Origin of the sequence: Acinetobacter sp. ANC 3929 (genome assembly GCF_000369405.1) — a bacterium.
GTDB lineage: Bacteria > Pseudomonadota > Gammaproteobacteria > Pseudomonadales > Moraxellaceae > Acinetobacter.
Genome location: NZ_KB850000.1, coordinates 299,844 through 325,291, shown reverse-complemented (window position 1 = coordinate 325,291; position 25,448 = coordinate 299,844). Strand labels below are relative to the sequence as shown.

General features: G+C 39.8%; 25 protein-coding genes. 10 read left to right on the top strand and 15 right to left on the bottom strand.

What is annotated here, in order from left to right; all coding sequences use genetic code 11:
- Nucleotides 1-45: 45 nt before the first annotated feature.
- On the top strand, nt 46-696 hold the full coding sequence (gene leuE, locus F909_RS06930) for a leucine efflux protein LeuE (protein ID WP_005152105.1): 651 nt from the start codon (nt 46-48) through the stop codon (nt 694-696).
- 108 nt (nt 697-804) lie between these two features.
- Nucleotides 805-1,983: a benzoate/H(+) symporter BenE family transporter gene (locus F909_RS06935; protein WP_005152101.1), complete on the top strand. Its 1,179-nt coding sequence runs from the start codon at nt 805-807 to the stop codon at nt 1,981-1,983.
- Between the two features lie 47 nt (nt 1,984-2,030).
- Here F909_RS06935 and F909_RS06940 read toward each other — a convergent pair whose 3' ends face one another.
- The 6 genes from F909_RS06940 to pepN all read right to left on the bottom strand — a co-directional run bounded on the left by F909_RS06940 (nt 2,031) and on the right by pepN (nt 9,679).
- Nucleotides 2,031-3,863, bottom strand: a complete 1,833-nt coding sequence (locus F909_RS06940) for a monovalent cation:proton antiporter-2 (CPA2) family protein (RefSeq protein WP_005152098.1) — start codon at nt 3,861-3,863, stop codon at nt 2,031-2,033.
- 114 nt (nt 3,864-3,977) lie between these two features.
- Nucleotides 3,978-4,697, bottom strand: a complete 720-nt coding sequence (locus F909_RS06945) for an MgtC/SapB family protein (protein ID WP_005152097.1) — start codon at nt 4,695-4,697, stop codon at nt 3,978-3,980.
- Nucleotides 4,698-4,753: 56 nt separating this feature from the next.
- A complete protein-coding gene (locus F909_RS06950) occupies nt 4,754-5,449 on the bottom strand; it encodes a hypothetical protein (RefSeq protein WP_005152096.1) in 696 nt (231 codons plus the stop codon).
- A gap of 323 nt (nt 5,450-5,772) precedes the next feature.
- Nucleotides 5,773-6,210 carry an RDD family protein gene (locus tag F909_RS06955; RefSeq protein ID WP_005152095.1) on the bottom strand — a complete coding sequence of 146 codons (438 nt, stop codon included), beginning with the start codon at nt 6,208-6,210 and terminating at the stop codon, nt 5,773-5,775.
- 64 nt (nt 6,211-6,274) lie between these two features.
- Entirely contained in the window at nt 6,275-6,961 is a 687-nt protein-coding gene (locus tag F909_RS06960) for a dienelactone hydrolase family protein (protein ID WP_032878181.1), read from the bottom strand.
- Nucleotides 6,962-7,072: 111 nt separating this feature from the next.
- Nucleotides 7,073-9,679, bottom strand: coding sequence for an aminopeptidase N (pepN, locus tag F909_RS06965; RefSeq protein ID WP_005152093.1), 2,607 nt, complete (start codon nt 9,677-9,679; stop codon nt 7,073-7,075).
- Nucleotides 9,680-10,123: 444 nt separating this feature from the next.
- On the opposite strand from pepN, the gene F909_RS06970 reads away from it, so the two are divergent.
- On the top strand, nt 10,124-10,381 hold the full coding sequence (locus F909_RS06970; RefSeq protein WP_005152091.1) for a hypothetical protein: 258 nt from the start codon (nt 10,124-10,126) through the stop codon (nt 10,379-10,381).
- A gap of 60 nt (nt 10,382-10,441) precedes the next feature.
- Here F909_RS06970 and F909_RS06975 read toward each other — a convergent pair whose 3' ends face one another.
- On the bottom strand, nt 10,442-10,915 hold the full coding sequence (locus F909_RS06975) for a DUF2147 domain-containing protein (RefSeq protein WP_005152089.1): 474 nt from the start codon (nt 10,913-10,915) through the stop codon (nt 10,442-10,444).
- Nucleotides 10,916-11,129: 214 nt separating this feature from the next.
- Complete coding sequence (locus F909_RS06980; RefSeq protein ID WP_005152087.1) at nt 11,130-11,606, bottom strand: DUF2147 domain-containing protein; 477 nt, start codon at nt 11,604-11,606, stop codon at nt 11,130-11,132.
- 383 nt (nt 11,607-11,989) lie between these two features.
- Here F909_RS06980 and F909_RS06985 point away from each other — a divergent pair, with 383 nt between their 5' ends.
- Nucleotides 11,990-13,150, top strand: coding sequence for a hypothetical protein (locus tag F909_RS06985; RefSeq protein WP_005152085.1), 1,161 nt, complete (start codon nt 11,990-11,992; stop codon nt 13,148-13,150).
- A 38-nt stretch (nt 13,151-13,188) separates the two neighbouring features.
- Nucleotides 13,189-14,004, top strand: a complete 816-nt coding sequence (gene thiM / locus F909_RS06990) for a hydroxyethylthiazole kinase (RefSeq protein ID WP_005152084.1) — start codon at nt 13,189-13,191, stop codon at nt 14,002-14,004.
- A 26-nt stretch (nt 14,005-14,030) separates the two neighbouring features.
- On the opposite strand, the gene F909_RS06995 is transcribed toward thiM, so the two are convergent.
- From F909_RS06995 to F909_RS07005, 3 genes are all read right to left on the bottom strand, one after another.
- Complete coding sequence (locus F909_RS06995) at nt 14,031-14,882, bottom strand: AraC family transcriptional regulator (RefSeq protein ID WP_005152083.1); 852 nt, start codon at nt 14,880-14,882, stop codon at nt 14,031-14,033.
- Nucleotides 14,883-14,968: 86 nt separating this feature from the next.
- Nucleotides 14,969-15,331 (bottom strand): 5-carboxymethyl-2-hydroxymuconate Delta-isomerase, encoded by a 363-nt coding sequence (locus F909_RS07000; protein WP_005152081.1) that lies wholly within the window; start codon nt 15,329-15,331, stop codon nt 14,969-14,971.
- An 11-nt stretch (nt 15,332-15,342) separates the two neighbouring features.
- A complete protein-coding gene (locus F909_RS07005; RefSeq protein WP_005152079.1) occupies nt 15,343-17,055 on the bottom strand; it encodes an AAA family ATPase in 1,713 nt (570 codons plus the stop codon).
- A 195-nt stretch (nt 17,056-17,250) separates the two neighbouring features.
- Here F909_RS07005 and F909_RS07010 point away from each other — a divergent pair, with 195 nt between their 5' ends.
- Both F909_RS07010 and F909_RS07015 read left to right on the top strand, forming a co-directional pair.
- Nucleotides 17,251-18,216, top strand: coding sequence for an alpha/beta hydrolase (locus tag F909_RS07010; protein ID WP_005152078.1), 966 nt, complete (start codon nt 17,251-17,253; stop codon nt 18,214-18,216).
- 30 nt (nt 18,217-18,246) lie between these two features.
- On the top strand, nt 18,247-18,963 hold the full coding sequence (locus F909_RS07015; protein WP_005152076.1) for a glutamine amidotransferase: 717 nt from the start codon (nt 18,247-18,249) through the stop codon (nt 18,961-18,963).
- 97 nt (nt 18,964-19,060) lie between these two features.
- On the opposite strand, the gene F909_RS07020 is transcribed toward F909_RS07015, so the two are convergent.
- The gene (locus tag F909_RS07020) at nt 19,061-20,788 is read right to left on the bottom strand and encodes a glutamine--tRNA ligase/YqeY domain fusion protein (RefSeq protein WP_005152074.1); all 1,728 of its coding nucleotides are present in this window, start codon (nt 20,786-20,788) and stop codon (nt 19,061-19,063) included.
- 167 nt (nt 20,789-20,955) lie between these two features.
- On the opposite strand from F909_RS07020, the gene F909_RS07025 reads away from it, so the two are divergent.
- The 3 genes from F909_RS07025 to nfsB all read left to right on the top strand — a co-directional run bounded on the left by F909_RS07025 (nt 20,956) and on the right by nfsB (nt 23,154).
- Complete coding sequence (locus F909_RS07025) at nt 20,956-21,465, top strand: peptidylprolyl isomerase (RefSeq protein ID WP_004661403.1); 510 nt, start codon at nt 20,956-20,958, stop codon at nt 21,463-21,465.
- Nucleotides 21,466-21,566: 101 nt separating this feature from the next.
- On the top strand, nt 21,567-22,283 hold the full coding sequence (locus F909_RS07030) for a UDP-2,3-diacylglucosamine diphosphatase (protein ID WP_005152071.1): 717 nt from the start codon (nt 21,567-21,569) through the stop codon (nt 22,281-22,283).
- A gap of 217 nt (nt 22,284-22,500) precedes the next feature.
- Complete coding sequence (nfsB, locus tag F909_RS07035; protein WP_005152068.1) at nt 22,501-23,154, top strand: oxygen-insensitive NAD(P)H nitroreductase; 654 nt, start codon at nt 22,501-22,503, stop codon at nt 23,152-23,154.
- Nucleotides 23,155-23,215: 61 nt separating this feature from the next.
- On the opposite strand, the gene F909_RS07040 is transcribed toward nfsB, so the two are convergent.
- The 3 genes from F909_RS07040 to F909_RS07050 form a co-directional block, all read right to left on the bottom strand.
- Nucleotides 23,216-23,842, bottom strand: a complete 627-nt coding sequence (locus F909_RS07040; protein WP_005152066.1) for an NAD(P)H-dependent oxidoreductase — start codon at nt 23,840-23,842, stop codon at nt 23,216-23,218.
- 72 nt (nt 23,843-23,914) lie between these two features.
- Nucleotides 23,915-24,508, bottom strand: a complete 594-nt coding sequence (locus tag F909_RS07045) for a TetR/AcrR family transcriptional regulator (protein WP_005152064.1) — start codon at nt 24,506-24,508, stop codon at nt 23,915-23,917.
- Nucleotides 24,509-24,541: 33 nt separating this feature from the next.
- On the bottom strand, nt 24,542-25,399 hold the full coding sequence (locus F909_RS07050; protein WP_005152061.1) for a DMT family transporter: 858 nt from the start codon (nt 25,397-25,399) through the stop codon (nt 24,542-24,544).
- Nucleotides 25,400-25,448 lie beyond the last annotated feature (49 nt).

The window sequence follows — 25,448 nt, the reverse complement described above, 5'->3', positions numbered from 1 at the left end:
GTTTTTGTTATATTAGCGAAAATCGGTTTTTTTAATGAGTTCATCGTGTTCGGCATAACAGATTTAACCACTTATATTATTGGTACAATCTTAATTGTGTTACTTCCCGGCCCGAACTCTTTATATGTGATGTCAGTGGCCTCTCGCTATGGTATCCGTACAGGTTATGCTGCCGCTTGTGGGGTATTTACAGGCGACTTTATTTTAATTCTCTGTACCGTATTGGGTGCAGCATCTTTACTCAAAGCATTTCCCATTCTGTTTATTATTCTCAAATTAACGGGTGCATGTTATCTCGCTTACTTAGGTTTTAAGCTATTACAGGGTGCTTATCAGACTTGGAAAAATCCACCGCATAATGCTGAACTTGCTGATTTACCTAAACTCGACCAGATTCATCCCTACCGTACCGCACTCAGTATTAGCTTACTAAATCCTAAAGCAATCTTGTTTTTCCTCTCTTTCTTCGTTCAGTTTGTTGAGCCAAGTTATGCCTATCCCGCATTAAGTTTTTTAATTCTGGCAATCATTCTGCAAATCATCAGTTTCAGCTATTTAACTGCCTTGATTTTTTCAGGGATTAAATTGGCAGGCTTTTTTAAGCATAATTATAAGCTGGCAGCAACTGGCATTTGTTTGGTTGGCATCCTGTTTTTTGGTTTTGGTTTAAGATTGGCAACCTCTACCATTTCCTAATCAGAACTTTGATCAAATGATCAATTTATTCAATCATCTTAGAACTACGATTTAGTGCACATTAACGATATACTTTTCAACAAATTTTAAACAAGTATAGATGCATAGATGCAACGTCTTATCCAAGATTTTTCAATCCCTGCTGTTTTCGCTGGTTTTATCACCTTCCTGATTGGTATTAGTGTTTCTGCAATCTTGGTGATCCAAGGTGCTCAGTCTTTAGGTGCCAACACCGCTCAAATCAGCTCGTGGTTTTGGGCCTTGGGTCTTGCCATTGGATTATCAGGCCTACTTCTTTCTTGGAAGTACAAATATCCTGTAGCCACCGCCTGGTCAACGCCAGGGATTGCTTTAATCATTGCCTCTACTGGACATTATGATCTCTATGAGGCGATAGGCGCCTTCCTCATCTGCGGTATTGCGATTGCGATTGTTGGTTTCTCAGGTATCTTCCAAAAATTTTTAGCACATATTCCTCAGAGTTTAACCTGTGCCATGCTGGCAGGAATCCTGTTAAAGTTTGGTATCCAAATTTTCAGTAGCTTAGAAAGCCATCTTGGTTTTGTACTGAGCATGCTGGTGATTTATCTGGTTTCGAAACGCTTATTTCCACGTTATAGCATTGTGCTGACCGTGATTTTAGGTGCTGCAATTTGCCCATTGTTTATTGACTTTAAACTACAAGCAATCACATGGTCACTGACTCAACCGATCTGGATGCAACCCTCATTCTCATGGTCTGCTTTACTTGGTCTGGCATTACCCCTGTTCGTCATCAATATGACGTCACAGAACCTTCCAGGTATTGCCATGATCAAAAGCTATGGCTACCACCCACATGTCAATCAATTGGTCGGTTGGACAGGTATTGCACACGCAGTATTTGCTCCTTTCGGCTGCTTTTCAAACAACTTGGCAGCAATTAGTGCCGCAGTTAGCTTGGATGATCAAGTGCATCCAGACCCAAGCAAACGTTATATTGCAGGCATCAGCTGTGGATTGTTTTATATTCTCATGGGGCTTTTTGCAGCAACTTTAGTTAGCCTGCTGATGTCATTCCCGCAAATCTTCATCGTTGCTTTGGCTGGAATTGCCTTATTCGCGACAATTAGCCATAACATTGCAGTTGCTTTCTCAAATGTTGAAGAACGTGAAGCCGCACTGCTTACCTTTTTATGCAGTGCTTCTGGTATTCAGTTTTGGGGAATTGGTTCAGCATTTTGGGGTTTATTGTTAGGTATCTTTGTGCTGATCTTATTTAGATTTAAAGCAAAAAATAAGCCTTAGATGAACTAAGGCTTATTCGAAATCATGGGAGGATCATGGTTTAAATGCTACTTTTCCTCCAAATTCTTCTGTGCTTCTTCATCATTTAAAATACGTCCTGCTTTTTTAGGACGGATCAATGGTGCTGTTGGACGTGGATGTGAATGTGTATATTGCAAGCCTACACCTGCATAAACATCATCGGCAGCGATCTCTGTTTCAAAACGCTCATCATCGCGATCACGAATTTCGTCACTAATGCGTTGCACTTCATCTTCATCAACACCCAGCTCTTGTAAAATCACACCACCGAACTTAATCGCCGATTCAAAGGTTTCACGGATCATATAATCCACTTTTTGTTTGACTAAATAGAGTGAATGTTCACGGTCATAAGAACGAACCAGCAGTTTGGCCAACGGAAACTCATGCGTAACCAACTCGACAATTCGATTGGTAGTGTCTTTACTGTCCACACAAACTACGATAGCTTGAGCGGAAGATGCGCCTGAAGCATGTAAAATATCTAAACGACAACCATCGCCATAATAAATTTTGAAGCCAAATTTCTCGGCATTTTGAATCATGTCGATGTCATTATCGATAATCGTAACATCGACACCTCTTGCCAAAAGCAATTGACTGGTGACCTGTCCAAAACGACCAAAGCCAATCATCAGAACACTGCCACTTAAGCCTTCAGCAATATTTACATTATCCAAATTTATCTCATCTTTGGTTTCAGTGAAACGCTTAAAGATAATGCCTAAAATTGGGGTCAAGACCATCGACAAGACCACAATCGCCGTGAGATTCGACTTCACCGAATTATCAATCACTTGGGCACTAACTGCAGCCGCAAACAGGACAAAGGCAAACTCACCGCCCTGTGCCATCAATAATGCTCGATCTAAAGCTTCAGTATGTGGGCTCTTGGTGACACGTGCCACGATGTAAATCATCAACGCTTTAGCAAACATCATGGCTAGAACACCACTGACGATCAGCTGCCAATTCTGTGCAACGACAGATAAGTCCAGTGACATTCCAACACCGAGGAAGAAAAGCCCCAATAACAAGCCACGAAAGGGTTCGATATCTGCTTCAATTTGATGTCTAAAGGTTGACTCAGACAACAGCACCCCTGCCAAGAAAGCCCCCATCGCCATCGAAAGGCCACTGACTTGCATCAGCAAGGCTGCACCTAAAACGACGAGCAATGCTGCCGCAGTCATCACTTCTCGTGCTTTTGCAGCGGCCAGCAATCTAAACAGTGGATTTAACAACCAGTACCCTGCAGCAATTAAACCTGCAATCGCAATTAAGCCAATGCCGATACTTTCTAAACGGGTTGAGGTGGTCTCAACCACGTGATTGGGTGCCATAAAAGCAACGATGGCCAGTAAGGGGACAATCAATAAATCTTCAAATAATAAAATTGCGACAATCTTTTGGCCTTGTGGTTGAGCAATATCTCCTCGATCACCCAAAAGCTGCATCACAATAGCGGTTGAGGTCAAGACAAAGCCAGCCGCGCCAATGAATGCAACCTGCCAAGTAAAACCAAATAAAATCCCGACACCGGTCAAGGCCAAGGCGCAGGCAATAATTTGCAAAGTTCCTAAGCCAAAGATTTCACGCCTTAAACTCCATAAATGTGAAGGCTGCATTTCCAGACCAATCACGAATAAATACATCACGATCCCCAGTTCTGCGATATGCAGAATCGAGGCCGAATCGTGGAAAAAGGCAAAACCAAATGGACCAATAATCAATCCTGCGATGAGATAACCTAAGACTGAACCCAACCCAATACGTTTAAAAATAGGGACGGCAATAACAGCAGCAGCCAACAAAACCACTGGCGCAATTAAACTGATTGAATGTGCTTCTGAACTCATACTGTTCTCATTGTTTTCAAGCTGGTTTCATTTTATGTGAAACAATAAAAGTCTTATATATCATTTATGGGATAATGCATCCCAATTCAATACTTTAGAATAGGGAGAATACGGCTAATTGATTGCATTCTTATCCCAAAATGCTTGTCTAATTTGTGGCATGGCATTGAGATGATTAATAATATGCTGTGCTTCTTCGGCTTCAATTGAGGTAGCAATCAAAGTCACTTCAATTTCAACTTCTTTTTCACCAAATGGCGTGACATCAATATCTTTGGCAGGATAATTATGATGTTTTAATGTTAGATTCAACTCGTCCATCACCACCTTACTCTGACTGCGATCGCAAATAATATAGATGACATGTAAAACTTCTGTGTCATCATCAATTGGACGACGGTCAATCACATGGACAATCGGTCTTAATAACGTATTTGCCGCTAAAATAAATCCAGTGGCCAACACCGCTTCAATAATCAAATCCGAACCTGCAGAAGCTCCAACCGCTGCTGAACACCAAAGTGTCGCAGCCGTATTTAAACCATGAATATTGCCTTCCTGACGCATAATGACACCTGCGCCCAAGAAACCGATGCCTGATACCACATAGGCAATCACACGGACTGCCCCTTCTGCACCCGTCAAATTGGTTGCAATATCAACAAAGATGGCAGCACCAACAGCAACTAGAACATTGGTTCTCAATCCTGCTGTGCGTTGTCGATACTGGCGTTCCAGTCCGATTAACGCACCTAAAATGAACGCGGCAGACAGGCTGATCAAGGTATCTGCGATATTTGATAAATCAATATTCTGTAAAAATTTTAATTGCATCTTACACCTATTTATTATCAATAATTTTAATGAGGGATAAACTCAATTTAAGGCAATTATGAAGATAGCGTATAACTTATACCCAGCCCAAACCAATGCTGTTTCAAACGATGTAAGCGATCACCAAATGATGCTTCTAAGGTGAGAATATTCGGAATAAGACTATACTGCACCGCAGTTTGGAAGAATGGTGCTTGACGATCTTGATTATAGGTTTCAAGTGTTAGGCCAACGCGCTCTGACACAGTATAGGTTGAGGCAACGCCCCAACGTAGCAAGCGTTCATCGGCATGCTGATAGCCTACATTGGTATCCAAAGCTAAACGTTGATCTAAAAGCTGGAAACTCACAGGAACATTAAAAAACCAGTCCAAATCACCACCATGATGCAAAACATCATCACGTGATAGCAGCAAGCTACTGGCAACACCCCAATCATTGTCCATTGGCTTTAGAATGGACTTCGCTTGAGCTGAAAAACCATGAATCTGATCAATGTCTTTACTTGAATGATACCCCAATGAAACCTCCAAATTCTGAGTGAGGTTACAGGCAGGTACAACTTGATAGGACCAAGTTCGATCTTTGTTGTAACGATAAGTACTTTCTAGCTGACAATGCTGTGCTGTAGTAATAGACACATCATCTGTATTGATGAGTGGACCAGCCTTACTCTCTTGTGTGAACAACAATCCACACAATATAAATACGTTGAGAACAGCAAACCATTGAATGGAAGCGTGAAAAAACATAGGCTTCTCCCCATTTTTAGGTGAGAAACTAAACAGGTTGCAGTCAATACAATAAATTTTGTGAATACAGCAAAATTTTATAGAAGGGTGAAAATGATTTATATCAAAGCTATCTCATTGCAAGATAGCCAACCTAAAAGGCTAACTTGCTCAGTATTCGCTTTGGTTTAATCCATTATTAAACCCGAACCTCGAACAACTTCCCATTTAGGATCTCCGTGAATAAACTCAACGGCATTATAGGACATGCGAACTGATTCACAAGTCCTATTTTATGAAATTTTTATTGCAAAGCTCAGCAAAAGCATTAAAACAAATTTAAATTACAGTTCCTTTACCACAACTGTTTTCGCCATTTTGTCATGCCAACCCTGCTTTTTAGAATCAAAAGCCACCCAGATTAAACCAATAAAAAACACCAAAGTTGCTGGAATATAACCAATGTAGCGAATAATGGCTTGCCCAACAGTCACATTTTCACCCGTTTTTTCATCCAACACTTTTAAACGCAATAAACGTTTACCCGGTGTTCCTGCAAATTTAATCCAGCAGAAAATGTAAAATACGGCGGCAAGAATTTGCCATATCCAATCTGCGGTAGACATAAATTGAAATGATGAGAAACCATCAGACGCAACAGTGGTATTTCCACCACCAAAAATCATGGTTAATGGAATCATGGCAACGATCACAATGATTGAATCAATAATCGCTGCACCAACACGTATCCAGAAGCCCGCGTATGCATATTGTTGAGACATATATTCCCCTCTCTTTTTTATTTCTATAAAATATTGATAAATAATAACCTGTTGTTGCAATGATTTATATTGTGTTTTGTTTTAATTCTCGATCAAAAAAATCAAGCGTACGTTGCCATACCACTCGGGCCTCGGGCATACCACGGCTCACGCTACGAAAACCATGCGGCATATTATAGGTATAGGCTTCAACACGTTCACCTAGTTGCTGAATCAGTTTATTACGCTTGGTTGCTGGGCAAAATGGATCTACCGTCGACCAATGCCCCTGTAGTATTCGGACCTCATCCAAGGATTCTTTGTTTGGAACACCTGCCCCCTGAATCCCCAAAGAATGGTGATATACCACAGGTGCCAGCATGTCGTCACGTTTGGCCATTTGTATGACGTAGCCACCCGTTAAGCATTGTCCGAGCATACCTAAACGGCCATTACATCTCGGATCTGCTTTGAGCCCATCCAGTAGAACATGAATTTCTTGATTGACCTCACTGTCAGCCGCGTTGATTCGCCCTGCTTTACTCACCATTGCACGGATACAGTATTTCACTGCACCACCGCTAAATAAGTTGGGCACGTAAACCAAATAGCCACGATCAGCCAAGTCTTGGGCGTCTTCACGATAGACATCCAAAATGCCAAATAACTCGTGCAGCAATAATATCGCAGGTGCCTTTTCCGTCGTTTGTGCAGGTGTATACACTTCAACTTCGATTTGACGTGTTGGTAATGTGATTGTTTTTATTTCCATCTCAGTCATCCGTTGCGTTCGAATGATTTCCATACTATTTCTGACAATTACAATTGTCAAATAAAAAAGGATGCCTGACAGCATCCTTTTTTAATACATTTTACTGGCCTATTAAATACTTAATAAACTGTTCAATGTTTCCGCAACATTTTTAGATTTTACTTTCGGTTGTAATGCTTTGAGTGCCTGTTGTACTTGTGAACGCTGCGGTTCCGCCAAGGTGTACCAACGAGACAGAACTTGCAGTAAACGAGAACCTAAAATTGGATTTTTTTCATCCAAATATGCAGCAAGATCAATAAAGTGATCGACACCAAAGCTCCATGTATTCACAGGATTTGCCGCTAGACCACCACTCACAGCACGAATACGATTTGGTGTGCCCAAATCATAATCGGCATGTTTAGTGAGGTATTCAATAGTTTCCGCTGTCGCACATGGATTCGAAGCTTGGATACTAAACCATTGATCTAAAGACAAGGCTTCATCTTTAAAGCGGTTATAGAAATCGCCTAATGCCACTTGTGCTTGTGGCGCGTCATTCCACACCAAAACACGTAATGCGCCTAAACGCTCAGACATGTTCCCTGTTTGTTGATATTGCGCATAGGCCAAATCAAATACAGACTCATCCCCTTGACGTGCCAGCATATTCAACATGATATTTTTGAGTGCGCGCACACCCATGGCTAAAGAAAATTCTTTCTGCAAATCTGGATCTAAAGCCAAATAGGTCTCTTTCCAGAATGCTCCTAAGTCACGTGCTAAACGATCAAGCACTGCTTCACGCTTTTCACGGACCAGTTCAGGCTCATAATCTTGATCGATTCGGCTACCCAAATAATTTTCACTTGGGACATCAAATAAACGTGATGCCAATAATGGATCTTTCTTAACCAATTCTGGTAACGTACTTTGAATCGCCTGAATATAAATATCAGCTTTATGATCTTCTAATAAGATACGTTCCAACAACGTCTGTGTCGCTTGCCATTGGTTAAAGCCATTGGTTTCGTGCTGAATCAAGAACGCAAGATCATCATCAGAATAATCAAATACCAAATTGACTGGCGCTGAGAAATTACGCAATAACGAAGCAACAGGTTGTTCAGTTATCCCTGTAAATTCAATTGTTGCCTCATCTTGATCAAATAAATACACACCATCTTTAACGTCATTTACAAACAAATCTGTGCTGTGCAACGTGTATTGTTCGCCTGTGTTGGCATTGAACAATGCCAAAGCCACAGGAATAGGTACAGCCTTTAAGTTTGGATATTTAGGATGTACTTTTAAGCTTTGTTTGAAACTCAAACGATACGTTTGTGCAGCAGCATCATATTCACCTTTTGCTTCCAACTTTGGCGTACCTGGCTGGTTATACCACGTCAGGAAATTGGAAAGGTCAACACCAGAGCCTGCACTCAATGCAGCAACCCAGTCTTCAACCGTAACAGCTTGCCCATCATGACGCAGGAAGTATTCATCTGTGCCTTGACGATATTTTTCTTTACCAAGCAAAGTCGCCATCATGCGGTTAATTTCAGCCCCCTTCTCATACACTGTCGCGGTATAGAAGTTATTGATTTCAACAAAATGGTCTGGACGTGGTGGATGTGACAAAGGACCCGCATCTTCAGGGAACTGATGTGATTTTAAAACAGCAACATCATCAATGCGTTGCACGGCGGCTGATTGTAAATCTTCAGAGAAAGACTGATCACGGAAAACCGTTAAACCTTCTTTTAAACACAATTGGAACCAATCGCGACAAGTAATTCGGTTGCCTGTCCAGTTATGGAAATATTCATGTGCAATCACCGACTGTACCCGCATAATTGCGGCATCAGTCGTATATTCTTCATCCGCAAGTACACACGAGGTATTAAAGATATTTAAACCTTTATTTTCCATTGCGCCCATATTGAACTGGCTCACCGCAACGATCATATAGTTATCGAGATCATAAGGGCGACCATAATGTTCTTCATCCCAACGCATTGAATGCTTCAATGCTTCCATGGCTATGTGACATTTTGGAATATCTTTTTCAATTGCATAGATTTCTAATGCTACATCACGGCCTTCCGACGTTGTATAACGATCTTTAAGCACCGCCAAATCACCAATCACACAGGCAAATAAATAGCTTGGTTTCTTGGTCGGATCTTGCCAGATTGCAAAGTGACGACCATTACCTGCATCACCTGTTTCCAATAAGTTCCCGTTTGCGAGCAATACTGGATATTTTTTATCTGCTTCTACACGCGTGGTAAATTCAGCCAGCACATCCGGACGATCTGGATAAAAGGTAATTTTGCGGAAACCTTCTGGCTCATTTTGAGTAACAAATAAATCTCCCGCCTGATATAAACCTTCAAGCTGCGTATTTGACTCTGGATGAATCACCACTTGAATTTGCAAAATGACCTGATCTGGTGCATCGGTGATCACCAATTGCTCATCATCTAAATCATATTGCGCTGCGCTCAGGATTTGCCCATTCAGTTGAATTGACTTCAACTCAAGATCACGCCCTAGAAGCACCAAGGCACCAGTTGTCTGACGCTTCATCACCAAAGTAGAGTCAACAATCGCATGACTATCATGGACTTGAATATCTAAATTAATTGATTCAACCAAGAAAGATGGCTTTTGATAATCTTTGAGGTAAATGGTTTGATCTGCTTGTACGGGAGGTTGTGCAGCAATATTCATCAGTATTCCTTATCTTTCATCATGTCGTTTAGATGGTCTTGTTCGCAAGACTTCTTGATTAAAGTCATTCAGTTGCACAAATCATGCCTTGTATCACCTAAAATCATGTGACAAATCACTTTTTGTCATCAGCATCGGTGAAATAACCATGGACTCAATCAGATCATACGCCAACTTATAAAACCTGTCTTTACGGCTCGGTATCAGTTTTAATAATTTTATTGGGTTTGCTATTCAGGTTTTCAAATTTGATCTGCAAATTACCCGATCATTTAGACAAAATTACAACATCGTTTTCCATTCTTAAATAAAAACTACAGAACCAATTGCGTTCTATCGCGCAACTTACATTTTTTTCCTGAGTTTTACATTTTGTGCACGGTTATTGCTTAACTCTATATGCCAATCTAGGTAAATACAATAAAACAAGCGAGGGTTATGACGATGGAATTAAAAGCACATCTATATCGTTTAGAGAACATCAAAGCAATCCATGATCTGGCTAAAGCTGGCGTAGATCATCATGTAATTTCAGTTTTTTTAACAGCAGAAGGAATTGAATTGACAAGCTTAGAAGTGACCAACATTGTGAATACATATGATGCACTAGGCAAAGAAAAACTGCCGAGTAAAAAAGTCCAAGCACTTATTGCAGCCAAAAAAATCGGTCAGGAGGACGAAAATTTACCATGCCCTGTTTAACCACTCACGTTAACCATAAAAAAAACCTCGAAGCGAATTCGAGGTTTTTTTTATTTTCAATTAAGGCGTTGCATTATCCGTACGCAACCACACTACGGTACGACCCAATGCAGAAACACCCATATAACCACGCATACGAAGACGTTTTCCTTCTCCAGTAACAACACCCTTGCCTTTATAGACACGGCCAGAAGTCGGTTCTAGCACGCGACCATCAATATATGAATCAGGCTTATTTGGATCTTCCCTAAAGCCCGATAAAATTTCCAGCCCAAGAATCGGTTTATTGGTATTTGGCGCTGCACATTTGGTGCAGTTCGTCAACGCAATACCATGCGAATTTGGATAACGATAAACAATCTTCCCATGATAACGACCGTCATTTCCCTTACGGATTTCTACGATAGAGAGTTGCTCCCCAGTTCGTTCTTCGATACTTTTCCAATAGCCTTCAATAGATGCAGCAAAAGTTGTTGTACTTGCACAAGCGATAGTAAGCCCCATGATTCCATTCATGAGCATTCGATTTAGCATATTAACCCCGTCTTTAAAAAGTAACCTATTCATCTTTATAGGTTTAATGGACGGAAATTATCACACTTTTACACAAGTTACACTGTACCCTTGCGTTCATTTGTATAAGAAATAGCTGATCTGGATGCTAAACTCGACACGATAATTAAAACTCTTTAGCACAAACAAAAAAGCCTAAACGAGTCGTTTAGGCTTTCTAAAAAACAGCAATAGTTTAAGGATTTGCACTATCGGTACGAATCCAGACTTGAGTGCGGCCCAACGCAGAAATTCCCATGTAGCCACGCATGCGCAAACGCTTACCATCTGCACTGAGCTGCGCCTTACCTTTATAGATATTACCTGTTTTGGGTTCCAAAACTCGTCCATCAATATATTGATTTGGATTCTTTGGATCTTCTTTTAAGCCCCAAGCAATTTGTAAACCTTGAATCGGCTTGTTCTTAAATGGTTCAGGACACTTCACACAATGCGTCAAAACTGTGCCACCACCTGGAACAGGATAGCGATATACGATCGTTCCTGTGTAGGTATTATCAGGTTTCCTCTTGATTTCTACGATGGAGAGTTGCTCGCCTGTACGATCGTCAATACTTTTCCAAAACCCTTCAGGTGTAGAAGCAAAACTAATTGTCGTGAACAATCCCAAGGAGATGCCCATGAATCCTTTCATGAGTGAGTTTATTTGCATAATAAGCTCCGTAATGCAAAATCGATCCGTCTGTAGTTCCATTTTTAGTCTAATGTTCATCTACAGTCAACACAGCCAAGCTATATTTAACTATCTAAAATCAAACAAAATTTTAATCAGTTCACATATTTTAAAATTAATGTTTGCTGATATACGCTACTGATTTAAATCCATGTGACAATACGAGTAAATTTATAAAACCCAACCTAGCTGCACATATTAGGACATTCATCATTCATACTGAAATATGCTTCTATTTTGATAGAGATTTCATCCAATTCAGTCACATTTTAGCCTTAATTTGGATCCATCTATAAACTTTGCATCACTCTGCTGGTACAGCATGTATAATTCTCTTTTTAATGGTTACAGGTTTAACATCAATGGATTTACAGATTCTACAGAAACAGTTAGATGAAAGTAGCCATTGCCCGCTGTGCCAAGCCTCTATGTTCTGGATTGAGGCAGAACAATACAGCCAAGAATTGCAATTCCATGAATGTAGCCATTGCCAACACCGTGTCTTTAAAAGTGACAGCAAACTGAGTTGCCATTGCCCACAATGTACAGCTCAACGGAAAAAGCAAACCCAACAGACGATTTTACAAGAACAACGCAAATACAAAATCAAAGACGAAGTGATTTATAGTCTGAATCAACTCAGCTTTTTACATAAATTATTTTTACTGAGTCTTTTGGACAGTTATGCCCGTGAGGATGTCCAACATGATGAATTGATTCATTGGAAAAATATTAAATATCATGACTTTACCCCAAACTATTTGTTTCAGAACCATTTAGTCCAAGAGTTATTAAAATTAGGTGTTTTTAAGCCACAAAATGATAATTTAGAAACTGAACATTTTTACCTTAATCTGCGCCTCGATGGCTATTCAGATCCTAGCCTGTTTAGTGTCACACATCAGCTACGCCAATGGTTCTATGAAAATCTCAGTTTAGGTATTCCATTTAAAACCACAGATGAAGTAAAAGACGCCCTATATTTGGTGCTTTACCAAGAAATCGTACAATTTATGCAGTTTTACTGTCGCACTTGGGGCATTCAAATTGCAGGAAATCGTAGCTTCCAAGCTTTTTGCTATCGTTTAATGGAAGGCTTAGCAGTAGGTCAAATTTTTTATTTGATCCAAACCGCACTAGAATATCTGTATAAACAGAAAGCCTTGCAGCCAAGAAATGATAAATTTATCAACACTAACTTGCTGAAAAAAACACTGGAACAGTATCGAGAGCGCGCATTAGCAGAACGTTGGGAAACCACAACCCTGCCAAGGCCCTACACCATTCCTTTTAGTAAAATGAGTGAAGTACTGCTGTTTAAATTTTTGGGTTATGACGAAAGTATTTTTATTCAGCCTGTTTGGAAGTCTTGGCGAAAAATCGAACCGCGATTAAATTTTTATTCAGTTAAACGCTGTATGTATTGTGGTTCAAACGATTTAATTGTCGATTATGATGCAAAAGATTATGTCTCATTGATCTGCCGTCGCTGCAAACATCAAGATCATTATTTCACACATTAAACACCCATACCCAAATCAATACCTATGAAGGATGTGTCATGTCACAGAAACAACAACTGATTGATCAAGTCATAGAAGCTTGGCAAGCCTTACAACAACAAACCCCATTAGTGCAGTGCATTACCAATAGTGTCGCAAATAATTATGTTGCCAATATTTTGCTTGCAGCGGGCGCATCACCAGCCATGATCGACAATCCATTTGAAGCAGAAGATTTCACAAAAATCAGTTCAGCTTTAAGTATTAATGTCGGAACGCCAACGACAGAACAAACCCAAGCCATGTTGATTTCAGCCAAGACCGCAGATCAACATCAGTTGCCTTGGGTACTTGATCCTGTCGGATACGGCCCTGTTTTAAAATGGCGTAGTGAGACCATCGAGCAACTTTTACAATTTAAGCCAAGCATTATTCGTGGCAATGCTTCAGAAATTAGTACATTGGCAGGTAACCAAGCCCAATCTAAAGGCGTAGATAGCACTTTGAATAGCCATGATGTCTATGCTCAGGCAAAAAGCCTGTTACAGCATTCTGAATGCATTGCCATTTCTGGTGAGTCGGATTACATCATTTCCAAACAGTTTAATACTGTCATCCAAGTTAATGGCGGTTGTTACTTACAACCTAAAATTACCGCAACAGGTTGTGCATTGGGCGCTTTAACAGCAGCCTACCATGCGGTGAGCACAGCCAGTATTGCCGCGCTGGCTTCACATATCCATTTTGCCATCGCAGGGAAACTTGCCTATGAGCATGCGCAAACCGTAGGAAGCTTTAATGTCGCATTTTTAGATTATGTCCATATGCTCGATGACAATTTAATCCAGCAGTATGTGGACATTAAAATTGTATAGCTCTGCTTCACAGCAGAGCCTCAGGCTTACTTTAATAATAAATAAATGTCTGTAATCAAATCACATTCATCTACATCATGAACAAAGTTGTGATAGTGAAAAAAGACGGGAAAATCCCCTACTTCACGGGCTGATTGTGGCAGCCAGTCCCGATATAGATAGTAAACACTGTCTTTAATATTATCGTGACTACCCAAATGCCGAACCACGGCATAGTTGCCTTTGGGAAGAGTTCCTGTGCTTACACCATATGTATTTTTAGTGATATCCGCCGTGATTGTTCCAGCAATATCAAAACGGAATTCATCACTTAGAGTCTGTTCAGGGTCAGAAAATGGAATACCGTAAGTATGACTTTTTACTACAGGAGATAATCCCGTTTCTTTGCGCCACTGAATAAATTGTGCTGCCGTTTCAAAGACACGTTCCGGGGCACCGTAGTGTGATATGAATGCAATCTTCTCTTCGGCTCTTTCTACAATATTAACGTTCATCATGATTTCTCTCGGAGGTAAAGAAAAAACAAACCTTTCATGCCAAGACGGCCAATGCGGCTGCTCTCTAAAAGCACTTGGAGTTTGATCAAATGAACGTTTAAATGCGCGGCTAAATGCTTCAGGGCTCTCAAAACCAGACTGCAAGGCAATATCAATAATTTTAATATCAGCTGAAAACGCCAGTTGGAATGATGCCCGTTTCAGACGGGATAATTGGATAAACTTCATCACATTCACACCGATATTTGCTAAAAAAATGCGGTGGAAATGAAATTTAGATAAGGATGCAACCTGACTTAAGCGATCCAAATCAAGCTCATCATCTAAATGCTGTTGGATATATTCACATACGCGCTGCAACTTCTGATCATTTAGCGTCATACATTTAACTCAATCATTTGATGAAAGCTAATTTGCCAGATTCATATCCTGTAAACTTGATCAGAATTGCGAATTTTCAAATCAAATTAAACCGTTGCCTTAAAATAGTTTTCTTTAGGCATATCGATCACTTCAACACACAACTGAATTGGATATCTGGCCTCGGACAGCATATAGCTTTTGCGCTCTAGTCGATTCAACAGAGCTGTACCGACAGTTTGTTTTTGTTGTTGCGTCCTTCCACTCAATAAATACAATTTTAAGTGAATATAGGCTTCTTGAGTATCATTCAGGCCAATTAAAAACACCTCATCTTGAAACGCGCGTGACTTAATATCATGGGCAATAAATAAATCAGTTTCAATTAGCGCAACATTGATATCTTGCAAGAGTTTATACGGATCCAATTCAGTTAAATTGGCTGAATAGTTTGCAATCAGATGAGGCATTTTTATTTTTCCTATTCAATAAAGAGTAACGCTAAACGGACTTGATCATAAGCCATACGTGGGCTGGTTGCTTCCACGATTGGACGCAGTTTTATTGAACCATCATCGGTAAAGTGCTCTGGATTTTTACGTTTATGCAAGCGCTTATAGATCTTACGAACCTCTTCAATCACTTCATCGCCTGGATTTGCCACAGAGATATCTAAACCCTGTTCTTTATGCAGACGTGCAAGATGATTAATAATGGTTGCAGGGGTTAAACCACGTTCATGCGCGATATCCTCAATTTCATAACCATCTTCAAATAAAGCGCGGGTCTCATCTAAAGTCGCAGCAGCGTAATTCTGTTTTGCCCCTTTGGCAATTTTCTTTTCATTACGTGCGATTTCAGTGGCATTCAATGTGCCACCACAATGACGAATAAATGCATTATGTTGAGTGGTTAAATCTATATTTTCAAAATTGACTTCAGCTTCCGTCGATAACTCCTGAAAACGGCGATCGGCTTTGATTGCCAGACTATCCAATTCCAGTGCCTGATCATTAAAACCAAGTAGCTTAAGTCCTGTCAGTGACTTTAAGCGCGACAAAGCCACATAACCCTGACCTTTCTCAAAAGTATGGGTGAGATTAATCTCTGCGGCTTCCAGCGTCATGCCCTGACTTTTATGAATGGTGATTGCCCAAGCCAAACGTAAAGGAATCTGCTGAAAACTAGCAATTGCCTTACCTGCTTCATTTTCAATTGACCATGTTTCAGGTTCAACTAAAAAGGTTGTTCCGTCAGTCAACTTTACTTTAGGCAGAATACCCTGTTTATCATCTTCTTCAAAGCCAATGACTTCACCCAAGCTGCCATTGATATAGCCCATATCAAAGTTATTTTTGACAAACATGACTTTGGCATTTTTTTTCAAGGTCAATTCTTCAGGTGCGCGCACTGAAGATTTTAAGGTTTCCATTAACTTTTCGTTGCCGTCGACCACAGCATTAAACTGATGGCTTTCATTATCAATTTCATTCAGATGTTGATAATTAATATTATCGACATCCATATTGTGCGTATATAAACGTGTAAAGGTTTCGCCAATATCGTGCTGACGAGATTGCTGCAATGCGGTGAGATGATTGCTTTGAATATTTTGTGCGCGGATGGCATTCAAAATCTGATTTAAAATTTCATCATCCTGACGATGTTGCTCGGTTAAATAGCAAACACGGAATTTTGCTTCAACCCAGGCATCTGACATAAAGCAGAATTTATCACGATTGCTTTCATCCTTTTTACCCACTGGCGGTAACTGGAAGAAGTCCCCCGCTACAATGACTTGAATCCCTCCAAATGCTTCATCACTTTCTTTGAAGTATTTCAGCACCTGATTAACCAAATTCAATTGCTTGGCGTGTAGCATTGAAATTTCGTCGATAATCAATACTTGGGCATTTTCTAAATGCTCTTTTAAATATTTACGCTCTTTCATCCGCTTAAGGTCATCATCTGTCAAACGATCTTTAATGCCGATTCCAGCCCAAGTATGAATAGTCATGCCATTCATATGCGTTGCCGCAATCCCTGTCGATGCCGTGATCGCAACAGGCACTTTACGTGCTTTGAGGTAATGAATGTACTGATTAAGCGTATAGGTTTTTCCTGCACCTGCTGAGCCCGTTAAAAAAACATTTTCCCCAGCTTTGAGTAACTTGAGTGCAGTCTCTTGTTTCATAATTTCTTCAGTCAAAAACAACAGCACATAGCTTACCGATTTTTTGCTAAAAATAAAAATCTAAAGCTCATCCAAATCACGTTCAATGGTTCGATAACCTATTGTAGTTGAACTGTTGGTATCGCATATTTACATTGACTTCCAAGGGTTTTCATTTAATGTGTTTGTTAATGAATTCGGACTTGATATATAAAAATGACTACTTCAAATCTCTATACATATCAACCAGATATACTAGGTAAAGATTATCAGCAGCTCACTATGAATTTCGCTGATGATTATGATGGAAAAGTTGTTGCCACCTTGGTTCGCAAGAAGGCTGCTGAAGCGACCAAAAAGGCAGTTTTATATATACATGGTTTTGCAGACTATTTTTTTCAAAAGGAAATGGCTGAGCAATTTAATCAACATGGTTACGATTTTTATGCGCTCGACCTCAGAAAATATGGCCGTTCAAGACTTCCGCATCAAAAATTTTACTATGTTCTTGATTTACGTGAATACGATGCCGAAATCAGTAAAGCGCTCGAAATTATTGGGCAAGAAAATCACAATCAAGTGCTACTGTCAGGGCATTCAACAGGTGGTTTAATTACCACTCTATACGCAGCTCATTATCCAGATCACCGCTTGATTAAGGCAGTATGGGCAAATAGTCCTTTTTATGATTTTTATAAAAGCATGATTGAGAAAAAAGTCGGTATTCCGCTACTCAGTGAAGTTGGGAAACGCTTACCCAATGGAAAATTTCCAAGTGGATTAAATCAATGGTATACCCCAAGCTTACATAAAGATTTCTACGGTGAATGGGATTTCAATCTAGATTGGAAACCTAAAACCATGCCTTTTGTGCATTTGTGTTTCGTTCGTGCCATTCATGAGGCGCAAAAAGAAATCCATCAAGGCGTAACGTTAAGTGTTCCAACCTTGATTATGCATTCACACCAGTCAAACAACCCTAGAAAATGGGGTAAAGCTGCTCAACAGAGTGATGTCATTCTTGATGTGAAAGACATGACTCATAATGCCAAGAAAATGAAAGGTGACGTGCAAACGCTGGCAATCCACAATGGCTTGCATGATCTTGTGCTTTCTGCTCCACCTGTACGCGCTCAAGTTTACAAAGATCTGTTTGTGTGGCTTGAACAAAAAATGCCTTAATTGACAAATAAATCAGTGACTTTAAATATCATGAATACCATTGCAGCATCATTACCTAAAACAATCTACGCGATTCAACATCTTGCTTTTGAAGATTTAGGTTCATTAGAAGATATTTTTTATCAGCTGGGTTTTCGCGTCCGTTATTTTGAGGCGGGTGTCGATGATTTAACTCCTGCACTCAACTATGATGGATTGACCGTGATCCTCGGTGGCCCAATCGGCGTTTATGAAACTGAAGACTATCCGTTTCTCATCGATGAAATTGAAGGCTTGAAACAGCGTTTAAAAGCCAACAAACCCACCATTGGGATTTGCTTGGGCGCACAGTTGATTGCACACGCACTGGGTGCAAAAGTCTATGCAGGACACCAAAAAGAGATTGGTTGGAGTCAGTTGGAAATTAAAGCGGTTGAACATAATCCCTTAGCCGCACTTGAACATGTTGAGGTATTGCACTGGCATGGTGATACTTTTGATTTACCAGCGAACAGCACTTTGCTGGCCAGTTCTGCAATCTATCCAAACCAAGCATTTTCTATAGGCAAAAATATTTTGGCTCTACAATTTCATCTAGAAGTTGTTGAGCAGAATTTTGAAAAATGGTTGATTGGTCACACCTGTGAAATACGCCATGCGGGCTTATCTATTCCTCAGCTGAGACAAGATAATCAGGCTTATGCAGCCCAATTAGAGCAGCAGTGTCGAGCAGTTGTGCAAACTTTCTTAGAAAATTTGACGTTTTAAAATCAATACTTTCAAACACTAAATAAAAAAGCCCAATTCAATGATTGGGCTTTTTAGTCTTAATTCAATCTTTCACTCAGAAGAAATAACTTTAAACTTATTTCTTGTCTGCTTTGAAGCTGTCTTTCAGATCAAGAATACGGTTAAACACTGGTTTATCCGTTTGATGATCATGTTGATCCGCAACGAAATATCCTTCACGTTCAAACTGGAAACGATCTTCAGGTTTTGCTTGAGCCAAAGCAGGTTCAATCACCGCTTGAACGACTTTTAATGATTCAGGATTCAGGTGTGCTAGGAAATCATCATCTGCATCTGGCGCAGCTTCATTAAATAAACGGTCATAAATGCGAACTTCCGCAGGCACACCTTTGCTTGCCGATACCCAGTGAATCACACCTTTTACTTTACGACCTTCTGGGTTTTTACCTAAAGTTTCAGGATCGATTGAACATTTAAGCTCAACCACTTCACCATTGGCATCTTTAATGACTTCATCACATTTGATCACATAGGCATGACGTAAACGTACTTCACCATCAGGAATCAAACGCTTAAAGCCTTTAGGCGGCACTTCTTCAAAGTCTTTACGATCAATATAAAGTTCACGCGTTAAAGGAATGATGCGTTCACCCATATCTACGTTTGGATGACGTGCGTGGGTTAAATCTAACTCTTCTGGTAAATTGGTTAAAGTCACTTTCAGTGGATTCAGTACTGCCATGCCACGAGCCGCTGCATTTTCCAATGACTGACGAATACAGAACTCAAGCATAGCCACATCGACAATACCATCAGTCTTGGAAACGCCAACACGCTTACAGAAATCGCGTAAGCCTTCCGGTGTAAAACCACGGCGACGCATACCCACTACGGTTGGCATACGTGGATCATCCCACCCCTGTACATGATGACCTTCTACCAATTTACGTAACTTACGTTTAGAGGTAATGGTGTAATCGACGTTTAAACGTGAAGACTCGTACTGACGTGGTACAGCTTGTGAATGAACTTTCTCTACAATCCAGTCATAGAATGGACGGTGATCTTGGAATTCTAAAGTACAGAGTGAGTGAGTAATGCCTTCAATTGCATCTGACAATGGATGAGCATAGTCATACATTGGATACATTTTCCATTTATCACCCGTTTGATGATGCTCTGAATGCAATACACGATAAAGAATCGGATCACGCATATGCACGTTCGGACTGGCCATATCAATTTTGGCACGTAAAACCGCACCGCCTTCCTGAATCTCACCATTTCGCATTTGCTCAAAACGTGCCAAGTTCTCGGCAACGGTTGCATCACGGTACGGTGAATTTTTACCAGGTTCAACGAAATTACCGCGGTTCAGCTTAATTTCTTCTGGGGTTTGCAAATCAACATAAGCATCACCTTGCTCAATCAACTGAACAGCCCATGCATAAAGCTGATCGAAATAACCAGAAGCGTAGCGAGGCTCACCATTCCAGTTAAAGCCCAACCATTTCACATCGTTGGCAATACCATCAACATATTCTTGTTCTTCAGCATCAGGGTTTGTATCGTCAAAACGTAAATTACACAAACCTTCAAACTCTTCGGCAATACCAAAGTTCAAACAAATTGCTTTTACGTGACCAATATGCAGATAACCATTCGGCTCAGGCGGGAATCGGGTAACTACTTTTTGAGTACGACCTTCTTTCAGATCTTCGGTAATGACTTGACGAACAAAGTCTAAGCCTGCCTGTTGTTCTTGCTGCGCGGCATCGACAGAGGCATGAGTATTCGGCGTCGGGGTCTTTGGCAGTTCAGAAACAACATCATTTGGCTTCATAGGGTGTAAATCACTTCTTACAGTTAAAAAAGGGAAATAAAAACGCAATCTTTGCTTTTTCTGAAAGATTTTAACGTTTTTTACTTGCCTTGTAGTTTACAGTTTGCTTATGCTTCTCTCAACCAAAAACCCATGGTCAATTTGCCCATGTTTAGGAGATTAATGTAATGAGTTTTCCTCAAGTCGAATTAAACACCAACAAAGGTCGTATTGTTCTTGAGCTTAACGCTGAAAAAGCACCAAAAACGGTTGCAAATTTCTTAGAATATGTACGTGACGGTTTCTATGACGGCGTAATTTTTCACCGTGTGATTGATGGTTTTATGATCCAAGGCGGTGGCATGGACGAAAACTTCAAAGAAAAAGCAACACGTGATTCAATCGAAAACGAAGCTGATAACGGCTTAAGCAACGATGAAGGCACAATTGCAATGGCGCGTACTCAAGCTCCACACTCTGCATCTGCTCAATTCTTTATCAACGTTAAAAATAACTCTTTCTTGAACCACACTGGTAAAACAGCTCAAGGTTGGGGTTATGCAGTATTTGGTAAAGTTGTTGAAGGCCTTGATATTGTAGAAGCAATCAAAGGTGTGCGTACTGGTAACCGTGGTTATCACGCAGATGTACCTTTAGAGAATGTTGTCATCGAATCTGCTAAAATTATCTCTGAATAATAATCCCTCCTGAGTAGCATCGCTACGCAAGTCCCTTTATAAAGGGAGGAAAGTCCCTCTTTCTTAAAGAGGGACTTAGGGAGATTTAAAAGGATAAAAGTGTGACCTACCTGTTTATCTCAGATTTACACTTGTCACCTGATCACCCTCGACTCGTTCGAGGGTTTTTGGCTTTATTGAAACAATACCAAGATAAAGACACTCAACTCTATATTTTAGGTGATTGGTTTAATGCTTGGATTGGTGACGATTACACTGCACCTTGGTTAGATGAAATTGTCAGTGCATTACAAACATTTACTGCGGCAAATAATCAAGTTTATTTCCAAGTGGGAAACCGTGATTTTGCCTTAGGTCAAAAATTCCTGAATCAATTCAATGGTATTTTACTACCTGATGTTTATAACCTCAATATTCAGCAGTATACCTTCCGACTGGAACATGGCGATGCACTCTGCACCGATGATGTTGCCTATCAGCGTTTTCGCAAAGTGATTCGAAACCCACTATTACTGGGTTTTCTGAAAAGCCTCCCTCTCAGCGTTAGACAAAAACTGGCCAATGGGTTTCGTAAAAAAAGTAGCGAAACCAAACAGCTGAAAAGCTATGACGTTATGGATGTAAATGTAAAAGCAGTCGAAAATGCCATTACTCAAGTCGATTATTTAATTCATGGTCATACCCATCGCCCTGAAATTCATCTAGTATTGAATAAACAACGTATTGTTTTAGGTGATTGGCGAGCAGATTCAGCTTGGATTTTAGAGCTGAATGAGCAAGAAAATTTTCAATTAGATTTTAAACAGTGGTTTTATTAATCATTTTTGCAGTCCAACTCACTCTTTACCTGCTTTTTAATCACAGTAATTTTTATTAGACATTGATCAGCTTTGCCTCCTTGCAGTATATCAGAGCTTTTGACGCTCTAACTCACGCACATACGACTTAAATCTATATAGAAATCACATTTAGCTACTTTCAGTGAAATTTAGATCAAGTAGAATAAATTAAATTTTTAAACCGAGTTAATGACGGATGGATACTTTAGCTACAGCAAAAACACGTTATGCCACAAAAGCTTATGATGCAGAGAAAAAAATTCCTCAAGCACAATTTGAAAAACTACTCGAAATTTTACGTTTCAGCCCTTCTTCGGTAAATATTCAACCTTGGCATTTTTTAATTGCTGAAACAGATCAAGCCAAACAACGTATCGCATCAGCATTGACAGGCAATTACATCTATAACGCAGCTAAAGTCCTAAACTCTTCACATACCTTGGTCTTTTGTACGCGTACTGATATCTCAGCAGAATATTTAGAACAATTACTACAGCAAGATGATGTCAGTGGTCGTTTCAAAGATGAAACGGCCAAACAAGGACAACGTGACACCCGTTCTGGTTATGTCGAATTCTATCGTAATGAACTTAAAAATCTTCCTGCATGGATGGAAAACCAAACCTATCTAGCATTAGGACAACTCCTTTTTGCCGCAGGGCTGGAAGGAATCGACGCAACACCTATGGAAGGGTTTGATAGAGAACTCATTAATAAAGAATTTGGTTTAGCTGAAAAAGGGCTCAAAGCATCTGTTATTGTTTCACTTGGTTATCGCAGTGACAGTGATTTCAATGCCAAATTACCAAAATCACGATTACCAGATGATGTTGTTTTTACTCGTCTATAAAACATTTATTGAATGAACGCCCTAATAATGATCAATTAAATCTTATTATTAGGGCTCAATATTATGCATTCGTATTGAATTGAGCTTGACTTAAAACAGACTGGTCTAATTCGTCAAAGAAAATCTTTAGCTCATCGGCCTGAATAAAATCTGCTTTAAATAACATTGATGTTTGAACATCATCAATCCCACAATAGGCAAAAACGCCTTCCACGATTTGTTTATGAATCGCTTGTGTATAACCGTGCCGATCATATCCAGATTGCGTCCCTGTTGCAGTCCCAATGAGTTTGACTGGAATATTTTTTAGAGTACCCAATAGACTTCCCTGTTCATCGTATTTATAGGCCCAGTCCTGACTAAATACACGTTCAAACCAGCCCTTTAAGAAGGCAGGAACCGACCACCAATACACAGGAAAAATAAAATAGACAATATCCGCACGATCAAAGCGCACTTGTTCAAATTGAACATCGGCATCTACAGCTTTGCGGCCTCGATAAGCTTCAATATCAGAAAGCGTCATCACAGCTTGAAAACCTTCCTTATATAAATCGGCAATTTCGACTGAAACTCCCTTTTCAGCTAAATCATGAGAAATATGCTGTGCAATCTGATGAGAAAGTGATTGTGTATCTGGATGTGTTATGACAATCAAAGCATGCTGAAGTTTATTTGAATTAGACATAGAACCATTCCGAATAGATGATTCACACAAGTTACCAATAGTAACTTGTGCTGTCAACTCGGTTTTTGATGCCTATATTTCGGCAGCTGAATAATCTTGTAAAATAACCAAAAGTGAATTTTCCATCACCTGCTGTGCAGTCAATGCATCAATTTGATTTTTACTTGCTGCTGTCGATACTGTTTCAATCAAGCCCATGATCGCAATTACGATCGCTTCACCCTCTTTTCCATCCAATTGAATAAATGGATGCATACTTTGTTTAAAAATTTCGGTGAATTTTTGCTGACATTGCTGAAAATAGTTTTGCAAGATATCACTACCAGACAAAGCAGCAATCACCAATCCAACCTCAGGACCAGTTGAAATAAAACAACTTAAATAAGCTTCGCAAAAAATATGAATGGTTTGCTGCAAGGTTTTTGCTTCAACGGCTAGAGACCGATTAAGCTCTGCAGTCTGTTTATCATCAAACTCCTGATAAATCGAAATCAGTAACCCTTCACGGTCAATAAAATGTCGATATGCAATTGGCTTAGTTATACCTGCTTGCTCTGCTAAATATCCCAGAGTTAGGGCTTCTACACCCTGAGTTCGAATAATTGAACGAGCCACCTGCAACAATTGTTGTCTGCGCTCTTCTTTACTCAGTCTCTTACCAGTCATAATTTTACTTCCATCAAATTTAACCAAATCGCTTTACATCATTGCTTTGGCTAAACACAGGACTGCAACTACACCACAGATCAATCCAATCCAGGTATAAGCTTTTAAGCGTTCTTTAAATAATACAACACCACTGATAACGCCAAGTACTACCACAAGGATATTCATACCAGCAAAAACAATGGCTGGCGTTTCTTTGAAAATCATATGTGCTTTGACATATAAGGCGATATTGGCAAAATTGAGTACACCTAAAAATAAACCTGTAAAAATATTTTTAGGCTGCCAATTCGGTTGAGTAATTGCGATATAAACAATGGATAAAATAAAAGCTGCAATAAAAGTTAAATTCAGTGTGACTGCAAACTGTAAACCTAAACTACTACTATATTTAAGTAATATATCTACAGCAGCATAACCGGCCCAGACGCTAAACAAAAACAAGGCTGATTTTAAATTCATGCCTTTACTTGCCTGCTCTGTGGCCTGACCAATAATAATCGCTAAAATCGCAATGATCCCCAGCACCACACCAATTAATTTTAATTGGCTAAATTGCTCTCCGAAAATAAAATAGGCAGCTAATAACGACAGTATAACTGCAAGCCGTTGTGCAATTTCTGTTTTCAGGATGCCTGCAAATTGCAAAGACTTTGCCAAGCATAAAAATATGCTGGGTAATAGCACTGCTAAAATAAGAATTAACCACCAAGGGGTATGATTCAATGAGATATGCGTAATATCGGTTTTAAACCAATAAAAACATAAAAGGCTTGCGCTCAAATAATTCCACGCAATCATTTGAAAAACATCGAATCCCTTTGCCTTTAAGTATTTCAGCAAAATCGAGACCAATACACTACAACATGCCGCAGCAACAATCATTTCCATAGTATTTATTCTAGCTTTCTAATAGACAAAAAAATGCCAGTCTAGCGTG